This is a genomic window from Vibrio sp. 1-2 (7-a), from assembly GCF_013048515.1.
Lineage (GTDB): Bacteria > Pseudomonadota > Gammaproteobacteria > Enterobacterales > Vibrionaceae > Vibrio > Vibrio diabolicus.
Window position 1 is genome coordinate 45,403 of record NZ_VHSQ01000003.1, and the last position, 17,413, is coordinate 62,815.

Annotated in this window: 13 protein-coding genes; 3 read left to right on the forward strand and 10 right to left on the reverse strand. The window is 42.5% G+C overall.

Translation table 11 applies throughout. The features are described 5' to 3' along the window. Genes tssJ through FKN08_RS10515 form a run of 3 tightly spaced genes read right to left on the reverse strand, consistent with a single transcriptional unit; the run spans position 1 to position 2,596 of the window. Positions 1-501, reverse strand: a complete 501-nt coding sequence (gene tssJ / locus FKN08_RS10505; RefSeq protein WP_005392625.1) for a type VI secretion system lipoprotein TssJ — start codon at positions 499-501, stop codon at positions 1-3. After that, on the reverse strand, positions 494-1,987 hold the full coding sequence (locus FKN08_RS10510) for an FHA domain-containing protein (RefSeq protein ID WP_170892071.1): 1,494 nt from the start codon (positions 1,985-1,987) through the stop codon (positions 494-496). Before FKN08_RS10510 ends, tssJ begins: the two co-directional genes overlap by 8 nt. Before the next feature lie 9 nt (positions 1,988-1,996). Continuing rightward, the gene (locus FKN08_RS10515; protein ID WP_005392629.1) at positions 1,997-2,596 is read right to left on the reverse strand and encodes a hypothetical protein; all 600 of its coding nucleotides are present in this window, start codon (positions 2,594-2,596) and stop codon (positions 1,997-1,999) included. A gap of 538 nt (positions 2,597-3,134) precedes the next feature. Between FKN08_RS10515 and FKN08_RS10520 the strand changes: the two genes are divergently transcribed. The 3 genes from FKN08_RS10520 to FKN08_RS10530 are packed head-to-tail and all read left to right on the forward strand — an operon-like array spanning position 3,135 to position 8,349. Beyond that, complete coding sequence (locus FKN08_RS10520; protein ID WP_109169817.1) at positions 3,135-4,448, forward strand: type VI secretion system ImpA family N-terminal domain-containing protein; 1,314 nt, start codon at positions 3,135-3,137, stop codon at positions 4,446-4,448. A 27-nt stretch (positions 4,449-4,475) separates the two neighbouring features. Continuing rightward, positions 4,476-7,868 (forward strand): type VI secretion system membrane subunit TssM, encoded by a 3,393-nt coding sequence (gene tssM / locus FKN08_RS10525; RefSeq protein WP_170892072.1) that lies wholly within the window; start codon positions 4,476-4,478, stop codon positions 7,866-7,868. 28 nt (positions 7,869-7,896) lie between these two features. Next, positions 7,897-8,349, forward strand: coding sequence for an Lrp/AsnC family transcriptional regulator (locus FKN08_RS10530; protein WP_005373369.1), 453 nt, complete (start codon positions 7,897-7,899; stop codon positions 8,347-8,349). A gap of 54 nt (positions 8,350-8,403) precedes the next feature. Here FKN08_RS10530 and tssG read toward each other — a convergent pair whose 3' ends face one another. The 7 genes from tssG to FKN08_RS10565 form a co-directional block, all read right to left on the reverse strand. Next, positions 8,404-9,402, reverse strand: a complete 999-nt coding sequence (tssG, locus tag FKN08_RS10535) for a type VI secretion system baseplate subunit TssG (RefSeq protein ID WP_006741089.1) — start codon at positions 9,400-9,402, stop codon at positions 8,404-8,406. Beyond that, positions 9,399-11,147 carry a type VI secretion system baseplate subunit TssF gene (tssF, locus tag FKN08_RS10540; RefSeq protein ID WP_006741090.1) on the reverse strand — a complete coding sequence of 583 codons (1,749 nt, stop codon included), beginning with the start codon at positions 11,145-11,147 and terminating at the stop codon, positions 9,399-9,401. Before tssF ends, tssG begins: the two co-directional genes overlap by 4 nt. 10 nt (positions 11,148-11,157) lie before the next feature. Continuing rightward, positions 11,158-11,568, reverse strand: coding sequence for a type VI secretion system baseplate subunit TssE (tssE, locus tag FKN08_RS10545; RefSeq protein WP_005392634.1), 411 nt, complete (start codon positions 11,566-11,568; stop codon positions 11,158-11,160). Between the two features lie 61 nt (positions 11,569-11,629). Then, positions 11,630-13,105 carry a type VI secretion system contractile sheath large subunit gene (gene tssC, locus FKN08_RS10550; RefSeq protein ID WP_005392635.1) on the reverse strand — a complete coding sequence of 492 codons (1,476 nt, stop codon included), beginning with the start codon at positions 13,103-13,105 and terminating at the stop codon, positions 11,630-11,632. 8 nt (positions 13,106-13,113) lie between these two features. Then, positions 13,114-13,620 carry a type VI secretion system contractile sheath small subunit gene (gene tssB, locus FKN08_RS10555; RefSeq protein WP_005392637.1) on the reverse strand — a complete coding sequence of 169 codons (507 nt, stop codon included), beginning with the start codon at positions 13,618-13,620 and terminating at the stop codon, positions 13,114-13,116. 26 nt (positions 13,621-13,646) lie between these two features. Continuing rightward, on the reverse strand, positions 13,647-15,215 hold the full coding sequence (gene tssA, locus FKN08_RS10560) for a type VI secretion system protein TssA (protein WP_170892073.1): 1,569 nt from the start codon (positions 15,213-15,215) through the stop codon (positions 13,647-13,649). After that, positions 15,202-17,202 carry a protein kinase gene (locus FKN08_RS10565; RefSeq protein WP_170892074.1) on the reverse strand — a complete coding sequence of 667 codons (2,001 nt, stop codon included), beginning with the start codon at positions 17,200-17,202 and terminating at the stop codon, positions 15,202-15,204. Before FKN08_RS10565 ends, tssA begins: the two co-directional genes overlap by 14 nt. Positions 17,203-17,413: the final 211 nt, after the last annotated feature.

Consider the following 17,413-nt stretch of genomic DNA (forward strand, 5'->3'; position numbering starts at 1 on the left):
TTAAAAGTAAACCTGTTCAATGCCGCGAGTATTATCAGAAATTAACTCACTGCCTTCTAACTTGAGCTTGATGTAGTACTCGCTCTTCTCTTCAATGACTTCAACTTTACGCCATGACGAACCATCAATATCACGAAAGGCCACAGAAAAACCGACGGCACGAGTGTCAGGGTCTAGCGTTAGCATTTCATGAACTTTTCCACCTGGCTGTATTTGATATTCATAACGTTTGATGTACTCATCACCCAACGACGCTTTATCGTTTTCAAACAGCGCAAAAAAATCTAAGCTTCGGAATAAAACTGGTGAATTTAATTCGTGAAGGCGGAGAATGACCGGAGATGACTGCCCCCCATCTCTCACATTGAGTACAGGTGACGCCTCAATAACCAATTCAATGGACGAAGTTTCTGGTGTGATACCCGTGGACTCTTTAAATTGATCCCACATGGAACAACCGGACAACATGGCAAATCCGAGTAATACGGCGATACTACGCATGGTTTCCCTTAATCACTTTGTTATAGTTTTTCTTAATCAGCCCTTTTAAGGATGTTTCGTTGAGCAGGCGACGATTGTTAGAGTAGAAATCTAAATATTCGCCCCACAGTTTTGACTTCGTTGAGAACAAAGATTGACTCGCCACTTTGTTAGCAAATGCAACGGGATCGTTCGTCTCTGATTGTTCTAAAATGAGCTCATTCAGCGCTTTATTAAACGTGACTTGGTGGTCGTTCAACTCATCAAGCATTTGTTCTACCAGTTCATTTGGAGCCAGTAGATGTTGGCTATTGAGAGTCAGCATCAGCTCCGCAATGTTAGAGTTAGACTCACTCGTACTCTGCTCTTCTTTCAAGGACTCTACTTCATGTAATTCTTTCTGCAGGTTATCAATACATAAGCGCAAACAAGTGCCCATTTGTTTGAACAACTGAGCTTCATTCGTCATTAGCTCAGGATTTCTTATACCCAAACCATCAAAAAACGCTTGTGCTATATCTTGAGAACAGGCGGTTGCTTCGATTCCCGCTTGCTCTTTAGTCGTACTGTTTATCGTAGGTTCTACCGCAGGCATTTGAAGTGGCTGATTAGTTTGAGAAGAAGGAGTAAATGACTGTGTCATCTCTTCCCATTTTGAGCCTTTCGCGGTATGTTCGACGATCGTCTCGGTGGAGTTAGGTGCATGATGCTGTCTTTGAACTGCCCTGTCTAGAATCGTCGTTTGGGGTTGAACCGTCTCTTCTGAGACAATATCTTCTCTATGTGGCGTACCATTCTCTACCCCTAACGAACCCTTTATTGATGCGTTACTCTTGGTCTCCGTAGCCATCCAATCTTCAGGGATGAGGCTTGGCTGATCGAACTCGGAGTATATGCTGAAACTGTCATCGACCACCTGACGTGTGCTTTCTACCGTTTTAGGCTGTTCAGGTTCTGGATGCTCATCGTCACGAATTAAATAATCATCATCTCGCTGCATTGAAAAGTTAAGGTGCGCAACAGGATCATGACAATCAATGTCATCCTGTTTAGTCTCCATAAACAAATCTTCTAAAGCGCCTACTTTTTCTTCTTCTTCGACAACTGCGTCACCGAGGCTAACCAAAGGATCATTGGATACTCGCTCAGGGGCTATATCAGCGGCAATGTCTTGTGTCGAGGTAACATGCTCCAGAGAAACGCCAATTTCATATTGTCCTAAAGAAATAATATCGCCATCGACTATCGCAACAGGTTGATTTTTTAGTATTTTGTTTCCGTTAACCAAAGTGCCATTAGTGGATACGTCACTAATATAGTAGGTATCTCCATACACACTGATCAGGCAATGAGTGCCTGATATAAAGCGGTTGTGATCGGTTAAAGACACACTACAACTTGGTGAACGCCCCATTGAACCACCACTCTCGGGCATTTCAATATGCTTGACACCTGTGTATTCCTCTGGGCATTTAGAAATAAATAGAACTAGCTGATTTGAGTGCATCTATATACCTCAAAATAGCATAGAAACAGACAGTTCAAGCCCACCTATCCCATCATTGATAACTGGGAGAATATAAGAGGCTTGAGGAATGATTTGTATATGAGCATCTGGGTTACTACCTAGCTTAATGACCGTACCAACGGCGATAACTGCACCCAGCTCGAACTGATCGATGTCCTCGACACTCTTATAGCGGTAACCTTCTGGGTCAACTTGCCAACGGTTTGAATATTGTGAGTAACCTGCAGATAAACCAGCACCTACGTACGGTGTGAAAACGCTCCAAGAAGCCAGCGCATATTGCGGTACAACACGAAGTTCATAGTTAGTTACTTCTTGATATAGACCGCTAGCTGGCGCTTCGATATCTTCTGCTAGGTAGTTAAGCCCTAACCACCAGCGCCAACGGTTATTATTTTCATCAATAGGGCGAGAATGAACCAAGCCAAACCTTAGAGTGTCTTGTTCACCACTGTTACCTTCTTCGTAATTAATGCTATCGATAGTCAACATACTGGCAGAGAGTCCATAACGCTCTCCCTTTGCGACTGCAAAAGAAGAAAATAGACACATGGCTGAAATCAGCCCGATTTGACTTGGTTTTAGCATTTCGTCCCTCTAGGAAAACCGATATTCTACTTAGAGGCGAAAGATATCAATTATATTCTCTTTTTCAATAAGCCTAAAAAAACACCTATAACTTAATACATTTCAACTACAGAGTTGGTTATTTTACCTACAAACAAAAACTAATGGACCGAACTGAGTTAAAGCAATGAGCCTGTAAACCTATTTAATTAAATAAAAATTAAGAAGGCTCTACCACCAATTTAAGAGGGCTAATTTAAAGAACACAGGCGAACAAAAAACAGACAAAGTTAACAATTTAGTCACATTTATTAACTCAAAAGATCGACTTCGTCATATATAAGGCTCTCCTTAAAAACAAATCGAACTATTGACATTAATATTATGAACAAAGATCACACTAAGGATAATTTAATTTATTTTTTAAGTGTTTTTATTATCTAAACAACTTCTTTTATCTATAGAATCACTTCGGTAATGCACTGCTTACAATTTAATATAACAGCAGTGGAGTCCTATATACCTTAATACTTCTATATGATCAGTTGGAATTTGCCTTATGTTTTTTAGCGACTTCGCTCGAAGACCAATCGATGAAAATAACCCAAGCGGCTCTAACCCTAATGGCTCTGAAGACTTTGACGAAATAAAACGTCAAATAAATAATCTTAATAAAGTCACCGGAAGAGTCTCTTGGAAAACGGTTCAAACACTCTCAAAAAAAATCTTGAGCACTCACGCAAAAGACTTACGTTGTTGCTGCTACTTCACAGTCGCATCAACATATAACGATGGTCTAAGAGGCCTTGTTGAAGGGTTAAATTCATTGCTTGATGTGTGTGTCGTCTATTGGAACACCGCATACCCTGAACATTCAAAGTCAAAAGCACGAATGAGCGCAATTGAATGGATGGTGGAGCATACTGAAAAACGTATTAATAAGCACCGTGCGTTGCCGGAAGAACTTCCACTGATTGAAGCTGCGCACCAGTTGTGTTTAAGAATAGAGGAAGAGCTTCGCCTTCATTACGGTATTCAAGCGCCTTCATTTGGTCGCATTCGTCGTATCTTAAATCAATGGGCTGAACAGATAAAAGAACAACAACATGCCATAGAGTTACGCGAGAAAAAACAAGCAAATACTAACGCTGCTGCTTCCGCACAGGCAACACCTGAAATTAAAGTGAATGTATCTCCCTCTCCTGCCCCGGACTCGCCATCCCACCTCAATAACAGTGAAAAAACGACCCCAACAAAGTCCGGCCGATTTATGATCTACTTCATCATTGGCTTGATTGTTACGGCGATATGTTCACATTTTGTGTACGAACAACAACGCTATCGAACGCTGGAGCAAAAAATTAGTCAAGCTTCACTTAATGAACTTGTAAAGTTGGTCGCCTCGTTAGATTACGAAAATAAAAAATATGCCCAGTCACTGAAAACACCAACTATTAATCGCGTAGATATTATGATGAATAACTGGTTTTTAGACTCGGCCAAAGTAAGTAACGTCAGCGAGCTCGATAGCTTGACCAATGAATTAATCGCAATCTATCCAGATTCATCTTCTGCCCAGCAGTTACGTCAAAACTTTTTGACACAGAGCGCTCATTTAGAAGACCAGTTTATGGATGTGTATAAGCGATTTTCAGACGCAAGAACGGTGTTTGCCAACGTAGCTAGACAGAATGTAGATAAGAACTCTAAAACGGCGTACGAATATAGTAACTCACTATTCCCGCTTCTAGGTCGTATTGAATACGCTGAAAAGTATTCACAGCAAAAGGAAATTGACCGCGCAACCCTTTTACTGAACATCTACCTATATAAATTGAGTCAGCTACAAGCTGAAAAAACTGACAATAAATAACAATACAATTAAAGAAGTTTTAGGCTTATGTTCAAACAAAAACTGTTTAGAAATCCAGTTGTGATTTCTACTATATTAACGCTTTTAGTGGCGATAACCATTACCGCTATTTATCTTCTTTTTCTAAAAGATGCAGATAGACTGTATCTTTGGCTGAGCCTTGGTGTTATCGCCATTTTCTACGTCACTTTTCAATTCACACTATGGTTGAAAAAAAAGAACAGCGCTAAAGCTCAAAATTTGGAAACTGAGGAAGAAGCTCTTTCTATGGTTATCCAACCTCTTCTTGCTAACTCAGGTAAGAAACCAATTTATCTGATGCTTGGTAATAAAGGGTCAGGGCGACGTCAATTTTTATTTAATTCTAGTGCAATTAAACCAATGGATCGCACGAGAACCGCTAAGAATGATTTTTTTGAATGGTACGAATCTGACAGCGCTGTATACATCAAACCTGACCAACGCTTAGTGTTTCAAGAAATATCAAGCAGTGATGCTTCTTTATGGAATACATTCATCGAAGAAGTAATTCGCCACCGACCTAGAAAACCATTTTCTGGCTGTTTATTCTTCATCGACTTCGAGTTCATGATCGTCTCTGAGCCAGAACAAAAAGAGTACACTATTTCGTCGTTATTGGAGCGCTTGAGCACTATCAACTCTAAAACGTCGTCAGCATTACCCATTTATCTAATTATGTCGAAGCTAGACAAGTTAGATGGATTTAAAGAATACATGCACTTTAGCTCTCTTAAGACACGTGTAGAGTTCCTTTCTATCCCGCTGAAAGAGGCCAAAGGTGTTTTTTCAGAATACTACCGTGATAGCTACCGAAATCTAGTTAAAGTGCTTGAAAGTAACGCGCTAGATGCATCAGCTAACTCAACAGATATCGACGAGAAACAGGCAATTCTCGCTTTCCCTAAGCAGTTTGAGCTATGTCAGTCTGAGGTCAGCTATGTTCTTGAGCGTCTGTGTGATGTTAACAACGGTGTTTATTCGCTAGATATCCGTGAAATTTTCTTTAGCTCCAGTTTACAAGGCGGTCGTAAATACAATTTACTAGCAAAAAGTTGTAGTAATTACTTCAACTTACCAATTATCGCCTCAGAGCATACCCAGTTGACGGAAACACCGTATTTTTCTCGCTTTCTGATTGATTCGCAAATATTGCCTGAAAGCGATTTTGCGGGAGAAAACAAGACGTATCTTCGTCTAATTCAGAGACAAAGCCGTTTAGCCATACTCGGCTCCATTATTCTGCTTGCTGGCGGTGGTTACTTTTTTGCAACTACGTTAGACAGTAATTTACATGTGATGAATCAACTACTAAGTATTGATGACAAATCACAAGCAGAGCACGATGCAAGATTTAGTGAGCTTTTAGAAAATGCAACCAAAGCGATAGAACCGTCTTATGGGGCATGGCTTAAAGGTTCTAAGGCTTTAGATGAGGAAATATTACCACTCAATATTAGCCGTTTGGATCAAAGCACTCGCATTGCCTACGAAGCGTTACTTAAGGAAGTCGCTCAGCAGCTAATACCTCTTATTGAGAAAGGTTACCGCCTACAATTGGCACAAAATCAAAACGCTTTCACGCGCGCTTTACCTCTATTGAAGGGGTATTTAATGCTTAATGATCCATCTAAGCGTGATATCCGTTTTTTACGTCATCAAACACTCCAAATGATGAGTGATTTGAGTAACCAAAGTGACGTCGTTGATCAGGCCATGCGCTACTTAGACGCCTACTTTCGCACACAATTTGCTCCAATCGATATCAATATGGATCTTGTTCGTGCAACACGTCGTTCATTACTTGCAAATTCGAATGTCGACCTCGTGTATGCAGGCATTTTAAACGAAGCAAGCTCTATTGATTTAGGAACATTAGATCTGCAACGAGCCGTCGGTTTTGAGTTTAGCAATGTATTTAATACGCCAATCGATAGCGAACGCTTAATCGTCGATAAGATCTATACCTCCACTGGTTTTAGCACCTTTTATCGACCACGCGTGGACTTAATGTCGCAACGAGTAATCAGCGACAACTGGGTTCTAGGTCTATCGCAACATGTCATCCCTACCAACGAAGAGCAAGAAGCCTTTAAAGAAGAAGTGCGAAAAAAATATACTGATGACTACATCAATAACTGGCGTAATGCGCTGAGTGAGCTCAAAGTCCAAAACTATGACAACGTTGGTGACCTGACCAACGCGATAGACTTAATCTCTGGGCCTTCTTCACCAATGACAACGGTATTGAAGCAGGTCTATGCCAACACACAATTTTCACCCGTTGGCGAAAAAAGCGCTCTAATTTCAAAACTGGACCCGAAACTCGCGGCAGCAGCGGATTCTGCATCAGATGCCGTAGAAGAAGTGGTAAAGCCTGATTACTTGCTAATGCAACGTGTTGAGCAAGCCTTTCACCTATTAAACCAGCTTCAAGTGAGTGAGACACCAAACTCCCCTACTCCTTGGGATGAGACCGTTGCAGCGTTGAGCCGTGTTCGCACCTACATGAAGGACATCGCCGACGCGCCAGATCCACAAATGGCGGCGCTAGCAGCAGCACAGCACCGAATGAGCAGTACTGAGGCGGACCCATTAATAAAGCTTAAACAGATTGCCCAAAAATCACCAGAACCCGTTCGCAGCTGGTTACTAGATGTGGTTCAGCAAAGCTGGTCAGTAATGATTACAGAGTCCGCAAAAGGCATCCAAACTCAGTGGTACAGTGAAATTTATACCAAATTTAAAGAGATTGGATTGGGGAAATATCCATTTGACCTAACAGCGACCGAGGAAATCTCAATTGAAGATTTCGAATTGCTATTTGCTTCAGGTGGCTTGTTAGACACATTTATTCAGAAAAACTTTGCACCGTTCTACGATACGAACTTGTGGACGCCAAAGCAGGTAGATGGTGAGACGATGCCAATCTCTCCAGCTCTGCTAGTGCAACTACGCAACTATAATGTCATTCGAGATACATTAATTAATAAAAGCACCAACCGAGTTCATATTCCGTTTAGTGCAAGAGTACTCGACCTTGACTCTAGTGCAATTAGAGCCAGTTTAAAAATTGCGGATACCAATATGAGTTACTACCACGGTCCAAGCCGAATTCGTGAAATGGCCTGGCCACCGCAAAATGGTGACTTCAATATTAGTATCACACTCCAGGATGTAACCGACGAAGGTAGACAGCACGTTTTAAATAAGAGTGGTCAATGGGCGATATACAGATTGCTAGGTGACTCGACCTTGACAAACACTCATAACGGCAGCTTTGTCAGTGACATAAAAGTGTCAGGGAGGGACTTAAGCTTACGCATCACTCCATTGACGCAGAAAAACCCATTCACTCTTGCTGAGCTATATAACTTTACGCTCCCAGAGTCGATTAAATAACAATATAAAAACAAAATAGGCAGAACACATGATTTCAAACATGACTTTACAAGGTTTAGATAAATTAGATCGAAAAATACTTTCAAGTCTATTGTCAAACGGGCGTGAGTCTATTGCGAATCTATCTCGAAACATTGGTTTGTCTCGTACAGCAGTAGCAGAAAGGATTAATCGTTTAGAAAAGACCGGTATTATCAAAGGCTATACCGCACAAATTCGTGTAGAAAACGAAGGGCGCAAAGCCGCAAGCTATCTATTGATATCTTGTGAAAAGGGTAAGAAAAATGATGTAACAAATGCGCTTAAAGAAATCCCTGAGGTTCGCTTAACAAGCGTTGTTGGTGGCAACTTTGATATTATTGCCCTAATTGAAGCGCCCGATCTGCAGTCTATTCATCATCTTTGTAACGAAATTGAGTCATTTAACGGGATTCAAAGGCTTGATACTACCGTCGTACTTCACCAGCCGATCAGCCGTTAAGCTTTTCTGACCTTTTTGATGACAACATAAAAAGCCGCTCGTAGAGCGGCTTTCTTATATGCTTCCGATAACTCGGATTTTGGCATCTTTATCACTTGGGTTACCTAACCAGAATGTTTGTCCTAAGTGGTTCCCTTCCCCATTACCTAGCTTATTCTCTGGAATACTATCTAAGTTAACTGTCAACTTTAAGTCCCACGACATCGGGTCACGCAAAATGAAACGCATCAGGCCAACCAGTGTTTTGTGTAACTCACCATCGTAGGAAAACTGCTTAAATGTTTCAAAATCGATGCTGTCGATGCAGAGATTAAATTTGCCGTTTAAGTCCGCAATGCTTTGTCCTAAGTGCAAATTTTGCCCTAATATGCAATTAGCACGGTTGAGTTTATTCCGTTGGCTTTCTGCGATTTCTACGCGGCGATATACCCACTCTTCAATGCGCACGCTAGGCAACGAGAAGTAATGCGAAACAATACCGGAAATCAGCTTCGGCGAACGCGTACGCGTAGAAAGTTGGTTTACATAAGACAGTATTTTCGCTCGATCTAACTCTGCGACCTTACTATCTTGCATTACGCTAGATAGGCCTGCCAAGTGCAGAATACGTCCAGAGAAGGCATCACTTGCCCCGCTTTGGTACTGCACGTGATATCGGTATTTCTTCCAAACCCGATACAACAAACTGGTGTACCGATTATGGAAAAAATCAAAGAAATCTTTTACCGGATTGTCTTCAGGATCTCGCCCTGCCAGTTTCTCAGTATAAGAAGCAGGAAGTGGTGAGCTTGAACCATGCAAGCCAAGAAAGTTAGTTTCGACTCTAGAATACTGCTGGCCATTTCTCTCCATATGAGCAATAAAGTCCATATCGCTCTTTGGAAAAGATAAGTTTGGCGAAACGCTGAACTCAATACGTTCTTGGTGGAAGTACTTGTTCTCACCGACGGCGACAAAGTTAGAGTTCGGCTCTAGTTGATAATGCTTCTCTAGCAGCAAGACTGCTTGATAGAAACTAAACTCATTCGACTTATCAGAAAGTGTATTAATCATAGTATCGTCTGCTGTCCGATAAGACTTGCCCAGTTATAAACCTCGCCAGTCGCTTCATCAAACACTTCCAGTTCGGTAAAGGAGTTCACACTCGAGTACAAACGGATGAATTCGTTAAGCACCGTCGCCATCAAGAACATGTCGCCTTCATTGACAAAAAATTTGGAATTGGTGACCAACTTAAACTGATTGCCGCGTACCGAAACGCCACGAAACACACGGTCGATTGGTTTCATTTCCGAAGAGATAACCCCATCAAGTCGATGAATGGATGCGCGGTGCGCTTGTCTGTCAACACGAGAGTGGAAATCATAGGTAGAGAGAAGCACTTTAAGTACATCAATATTTGCCAGCGATAAGTAGTTGAGTGACATATTCGCAATTAACTGCCACTGAAGCTCACCATTCACTTGCGGACTGACCGATTGAGTGGGCTTGGTAATATTCCTAAACGTCGCATAGGTCGGTGATTTATGGGTCGCGTAAGTGATGTCCCCCACTGACAAACGTTCCGCCAAATCTGCGTTACTACATTGCAGTTTCATGAGTACCGTTTCTGTTCCCAGTTCCGCAATGTCCCCATTATGAGTATGAAATGATATGTAGCGTTCAAGGCCTCTACCGCTTACACGCTCAGCGACTTTAGATTTGTAGAACTCGCGCTTATCTCGTTGGTTAATTTGATGCTCAAATGATTCAAATTCAATCAGAGACTTTCGACGACGCTCGTCTTTACTCCAGCTTTCCACTTGCTCAATGGAATAGACTTCGTAATGCTCCTGAGTGTTGCTTTGCGGACGTACCTTGTACTCGTTACGTCGGTGCTCTAAACGAATTGGATCGCCATCTTTTTCAAATAAATTAACGGCAGGCGTACAGTGCAATTTCAAGTGTTTATCTTTAAGCACCACTTCTGACGGTAATGCACGCTTAAAGTGGAATTTGATTTTGACCGTGCTACGTTGTGGAATGCCTTTTAACCACTCTAAGCCTTTAATGTCGAAGAACATGAACTTATCTGGCAAAGAGAAGAATTCTTGCAGCAAACGATAGCCTGCAAATGAATTTTTGCTGTAAGGCAAGAGCGCTTCGTCCTCTTCATGCCCAACTGGCTTAACGTATTCTGGCCCTAAGCGATGTTTGTAACCACCACCAACATCTAATTCGACATAATCTAGGTAACGGAACAGCCATAAGAAGACAGTTCGAGTAATATGAATCTCGCCATGCAGGTGTAATCGCAGCGTGTCTAAACCGATCCGAGACAGTTCAAGGCCATGCTCCGTCGATAAAGTCACATCAATCATCGAACTGGTGCGGCTGTTGGTCTGTTCGATGTTAGTGATCGTAATTGGGTATAGATTGACGTCGTAACAAGTACGGAACAAACATTGCGTGCCCTCTACCTGTTCACTCGCCATTTCTGCGCCACGTTTCACCACGGTTTTCTCAGTAACACTTCCGGTATGCGGTTTTAGTTCGCTAATGCACAAAGACGGAATCGAACGCATGTAATGTGGCCACAGCAAAGTCATCAGAGATTGCGTCAGCTCAGGCAGTTCATCATCAATCTTTTCGCGGATTCGACCTGTCAGAAAGGCAAAACCTTCGAGAAGTCGTTCGACATCTGGGTCAAAGGTTCCCTCAGAGAGAAAGTGAGTTAACTTCGGATGATATTTGGCAAACTCACTACCCGACTCACGCAAATACGTGAGTTCATCTTGAAAGTATTTACTGTTACTCAAGTGGCACCTACTAAACGTTAAATTGGCCGTCGGTTCCCATGTAGACGTCTATCGACATTGGGACTTTACCGCCGTTATGGGAAACTTCGCCGCGAATACCAAAGCCGAGTTGTAGCGGGTTATGGTGATCTTCACGGTAATTAACCTCGACATTCAACAGTCGCGGTTCAAAGCGCTCTATGGTTGACGTGATGTTTTTTTGAATGTGGCGAACTAGGTTCGTGTTGTTAGAAAGTACGTCATTAAAATCGGGTAAACCATACTCATTGTCGATCATTGCATTCCCAGAATGGGTATTCAGCAAGTCTGCGAGATGAGAATGAATAGATTCAATCAAATGCTTGTGAGAAACGACTTTCTCGTAACAGTTTTTGGGTTCACCAAGCTCAATCCGCTCTAAAAGGCGATAACCTTTTTCCATCTTCACTCCTACGAAAAAAGCAGCCAGTCTTTACTGGCTGCTTTATGGTTTCAGCAATGGGTTATTGGTCTAACTTACCAACTAGAGACAAGTCGAAGCTTGCACCCATGTACTTGAAGTGAGGACGTACAGACATTGATACTTTGTACCAACCTGGGTCGCCTTCTACGTCTGATACTTCAACCTTAGCAGCACGTAGTGGACGACGACCACGGACTTCTGCTGGCGGATTTTCCTGGTCAGAAACGTATTGACGAATCCACTTGTTCAGTTCAATTTCTAGGTCTGAACGCTCTTTCCACGAACCAATTTGCTCACGCTGTAGCACTTTGATGTAGTGTGCTAGACGGTTGATGATGAACATGTAAGGAAGCTGAGTACCTAGCTTGTAGTTCATCTCTGCTTGTTTGCCTTCTGGCGTGTTCGCAAACACTTTCGGTTTTTGAACTGAGTTTGCAGAGAAGAACGCCGCATTATCAGAACCCTTGCGCATAGTTAGCGCGATGAAGCCTTCTTCTGCTAGCTCGTACTCACGACGGTCAGAAACAAGAATCTCAGTTGGGATCTTAGTTTCGATTTGACCCATGGCTTCAAAGTTGTAAACCGGTAAGTCATGCACAGTACCGCCGCTTTGAGGACCAATGATGTTTGGACACCAACGGTACTTAGCGAAAGACTCACTAATTTTTGATGCCATCGCGTACGCAGAGTTACCCCATAGGTAGTTGTCATGGCTGTCTGTTACTTGCTCATCGTAGTCAAACGCCTTAATTGGGTTATCTTCTACAGAGTAAGGTGTACGTAGCATAAAGCGAGACGTACATAGACCTAGGTAACGTGCATCTTCGTGTTCACGTAGACTACGCCATTTAGTGTATTGTGGGCCTTCAAATACTGACTTAAGATCTTTTAGATTCGGTAGCTCTTCATAGCTATCTAAACCAAAGAACTTCGCAGACGCCGATGTAATAAATGGTGCATGAGACATTGCACCCACGTTTGCCATGTACTCCATCAGTTTGATGTCTGGAGACGAAGCCGACATATCGTAGTCACAAATGACTGCGCCAACAGGTTTACCACCAAATTGGCCATATTCACGCGTATAGATTTGTTTGTACAAACCAGACTTCACCACTTCTGGTGCGTCTTCGAAGTCATCAAGAACTTCATCTTTCTTTGCAGAGATCAATTCAATTTGAATGTTCTCACGGAAGTCAGTGTGGTCAACCAGGTACTTAAGGCCACGCCACGTTGATTCAATCGCTTGAACTTCTTCGTTGTGAAGAATTGCATCAACTTGCTTAGACAGTTTTTGGTCAATTTCTGAGATCATCAGATCAACTAAAGACTGATCCACTTTCTCTGTGTTCGAGCTGCTTAGTAGCTCACTGATGAATGCTTCTACGCCGCGTTTTGCAACATCAAAACCTTCATCACTTGGCTTTAAACGAGTTTCGTTAAGAATGCTATCCAGAAGTGAGCCTGATTCAACTAAGGCTGCTTCTTGTTCTGGCGCTTGTGCTTCTGCAGACATGATATCCCTTACTCTTCTTTCGCGTCTTGGTCGTTACCAATGCTTAGTTCATCCAACAGTTTCTTTCTCGCGTCTTCATCTTGAAGTACTGATGCGATCTTCTTGCGGAATGCAGGAACATTACCTAGAGGGCCTTTCAGCGCCACCAAGGCTTCGCGAAGTTCAAGCAGGCTGTTTAGTTCAGGCACGCTTTTCGCGATCGCTTCTGGAGAGAAGTCCTTCATGTTTTGGAACGTTAGATCAACACCGATTTGGCCGCCTTCTTCATCAGAAAGACGGTTTTCAACGTTCACTTTAACGTTTGGAGACATGCCTTCTAGCACTTCGTTAAAGTTGTCTTTATCGATATTGATTGGAGTGCGTTCTTCAATTGGCGTCTCATCTGCACGTGCAGTAAAGTCGCCAACCACCATCATGCTTAGCGGCAGTTCTACGTCTTCTTGCGTATCGCCAGTTGCTGGAACATAACGGATATTAATTCGCTCTTTAGGAGCCACCGAGCCGTCACGTGACATAATTCGTTCCTTATCTAACTCTTTAATTAGTCATAAATTGCTTTCCACTCTTCATACTTCTCAGGTAAAAGATCCTTACTTCTGAATAACTGATGGAGTGTTTTTCGAATCAGGCCTTCTAACTGCGACGATAAGTGGGGTTCCCAGCTCGCGAGATTAAACGCATTTTGTACTTCCCACCCCTTCTCAAGATACGGCAAACACAACGGGTATAATCCAACAGACTGGTAAGCTGCTATCAATTGTAAATACAGCATGAACTGTCCACGCCCTGAGCCATCCAGCTCAAGTTTGCGGGCGAGTTCTGCGGCATATTCCCCTAGATTTTCTAGAGTGATATCCTCCACCAGCAATGAATCTTCTTCAGCGATCACAACCGTCTGTACGACAGTTTGTGCTGCCGATGAAGTAGCATCTTGAGTAGACAACCAACTCAATGTTGCTTCATCTGCAAATGGTATAGAATTCTTAAAAGAGAGGTGTTCGATGCCCTCCAGTGACTCAACAAACCGCTTTACTTCTTGTTTCACGGCAAGTGCTGCGTCATCAAAACCTAAGTTAGTAAGCATCAAATACACGAAATGGTGGCCTGTGAGCCAAAATGGCGCGTCAGTTAGCGTGCGCTCCAAACGTTTAATCGTGTCGATGTCACTTTCCTGATTGGCTTTGTCGCGGTATTCCGCTTGTTGATCGGACGATACCGCCAAGCTCAATGGCGTTTGATTGTTTTGGTGGTCAGGTAGACCATCAATGTCATCCCAAGTCAGATGACGATAAATTCGGTAAGCCAGCGGATCACTTGGGTTTGCATGAAGCATGACTTCCGCGACTTTTTTTAACGTGCGTTTTGAAGCCGTAGGCGACGAGAAATCTGTATCGACATCGACTTCTTTTGCTACGGCTTTCTTAACTGGCGCAGGTTTAGGGGCCGGCGGAACCATCTTCGCTGAAGCGGTTTGAACGTCGTTCTGTGCTGGCATTTCTACCGCGGCAGGCTGCGTAGCTGGTGCCGCTTGTTCGATGGTTGCTATTGCGTCATCGCTCTGGTCATCGGCCGCCGCTTGTTGAGATAACACATTGAGCTGCGTGCGAATCTCAAAGAAGTCAGCTTCGGAATCTTGGTAAACATCGTCGTACTGACGCTGCACTTCTTCAATCGCCGAAATACAGCCTGAAACTAATTCCCAAGATTGCGCACTGTCCGCAAGCTTAGTGCTCATCAATTTAAATTGATGGTTCAACCACTCCACCGCACCGTCTCTACCGCGTTTCCGTGACGGGTAAAGATCACTACCGAAGCAAGCTAACGCCTCATTAAGCAGTTTCAGACCTTGCTCAAAACCTTTGAGCCCAGATTCCTCGGCAAGCGCTCGTACTAAATAGCAAAGTGCTTTTAAATCTTTACTATGATGCTCGAGCACTTCCATCGCATTGGTTTTTACTACATTCCAGTCGACCGTTTCGCCAAATAGAGAGCCGAACTTTTTTACCTCGGCTTCCATCATTTCATAGCAAAACTCGTAACGAGCATCGTTACCCGCAGGAGATTCATCAGAAATCGGTTTAAGAAGGTGATCAGTATCAATGTTGGACAAAATTCGCATCTCCTTCTGTCAAGTAGTCTCTCAATGCACGAGCTACGGCAATGGCACCATTTGCAGGCTTAGAAAACTGATGACTCTGATTAATCGCATCCGACGCCATGCTATCTAGAATTTTTGTGATTTCTGTAAATTTTCTTGGCGCATTTCGTTCTAAATCAGCAAGGGACTCATGCAATTTCTGTTTGTCGAAAATGGATTGCTCCATCACCGTACTAAACAAAATAAATTCGCTTCTTGCGATGATTAAGTCTGTTATTTTTTTTTCTAGTTCTGGCGTATTACCGAAGTAGTCTTTGGCTAATTCAGCTTCTTCAATCGCTTTGGTGTAAAAGTGAGCTTCTGCATGTTTATCAATGGAGTCATTAATATTTTCCATCACTCTCTTTGGTAAAACTTGGCTATAGAAATATGCCTGTGACTGGTTTAATAACCACGCCTCTTTCATTTCTTCTTCTGCGAGCTTAGCTTCACCATCTAAAATTAAGTGAGCAATCTGCTTATCACGACTGCCAGCAATGGCAGATACTTTCATGGAATCAACAGAGGCGACATTCAAACCCGACATCACTTTAGTCAGTGTTTCGTCCGCATAGGGAAACAATGCACCATCACGAACGAGTTCCTCTCGTAACGTGACAAGCTCCTTGCGTAAATCCACTAATGTCTGTGGTAGTCCATCAGCTAAAGCTTGATAAGACTTCAACTGAGTCTGTTTTTCATTATATAAACCCGAAAGGCTTAATTGCTGAACTCGATACGCTTCTCGGTAGGCTTTAGTTGTATCAACGCTCTGCTCAGTTTTTGCTAATACTTCTTTGATTTTCCATGGCGGCTCAGCCAAAAAAGAAGCAGTATCTGTGGGCGTGATTGTGTGACTTAAAGGTGTCGTTTCTTTGGCAAAAATAGCATCCAATGCATCCGAATTTTGCTGATACAAATAACTTCCTGTCATTGCCACCACACTCAACACTAAACTCGCCTCCAATAGTTTGAAGCGTCCGTACGCTGTTTTATCATTCGACTTACAGTGTGTAAGCAGAAGATCCGCATTACGCAAGCTACTGAAAATTGGTGCGTTAGAATTTGAGTTAATCGATTGAGTATCGATTCGTGCTAACTGCTGGGCGAAAGAAATAGCGGTATAGCCATGCCCTCTTGGTTTATTGATGACTTGTTTCAACAACTTCCAAATATGAGCCGGGATCAATGCAGGACGCTTTCGGTCTTTTAATTGTTTATTCCAAGTATCACCAAATATTGAACCCAAAAATAAATGTCCAGCGAGCAAAGCAAGGGAGTAAACATCATCTTGCGGTTCCGCGATGCCAGTTTCGATATAAAGAGGTGAAGCGTAGTTCAAGCTTGCTTCTGCGTAAGGTTCCGTTTCTCCAATATAACGAGCAGCACCGAAATCGATGAGTTTAACGTAATCGCCTTCACTCACTAGTACGTTGGATGGCTTAATATCAAGATGGCAGATGCCTCTTGTGTGCATAAACTCTAAGGCACCAGCGAGTTGATATACCAACCAAGCGATATGGTCGTGGCGGAAACCTTTAGAAGAGTGGCGCTCCATCTTTTCTGCGAGTGATTCACCTTGGATCCACTCGTACATCAAATATGGGCGTTCGAATTCGTTGCCGATTTTTATGAAGTTAGCCACGCTCGGGTGTTGGGAAAGCTCTAATCGACTCGCTTCGTTAACCAACATTTTGCTCGCAAATTCTGGCGAGTCATCATTGATAACTTTGCAACAGATCTGCTTCTCTGGCTGCCCTTTTTTTGCAAGATGGTAAACCGTTGTCTTACCATTTTTAGAAGGAAGCTTGTCTAATACATCAAACTGTGAAAAAAGCACGTACTCAAGCTTCGGCTTATTTTTTTCTGCTAGCCTTTGCTCATTCAGTTTCTTTTTCTCAATAGCTTTCACAACCAACTGATCGATATATCCTTTGGCTGTACTCTGATTATTAGACACTTAGTACTCTTTCATAGAATAAATATTATTAGAGTTGAATAATATTTTCTTGAACATACTTGTATCAAGGCTAGTATTTAAAACAAACAGTAAGCCTATTATTTTAGTTATTATTACTAACTTATTAGAGTTTTTTACTTACGCTTTCACTGCATCAGTTATACGCTTTTTCGTGTTACAAACTTCAACCTAATAATATGAGTGTATTTTC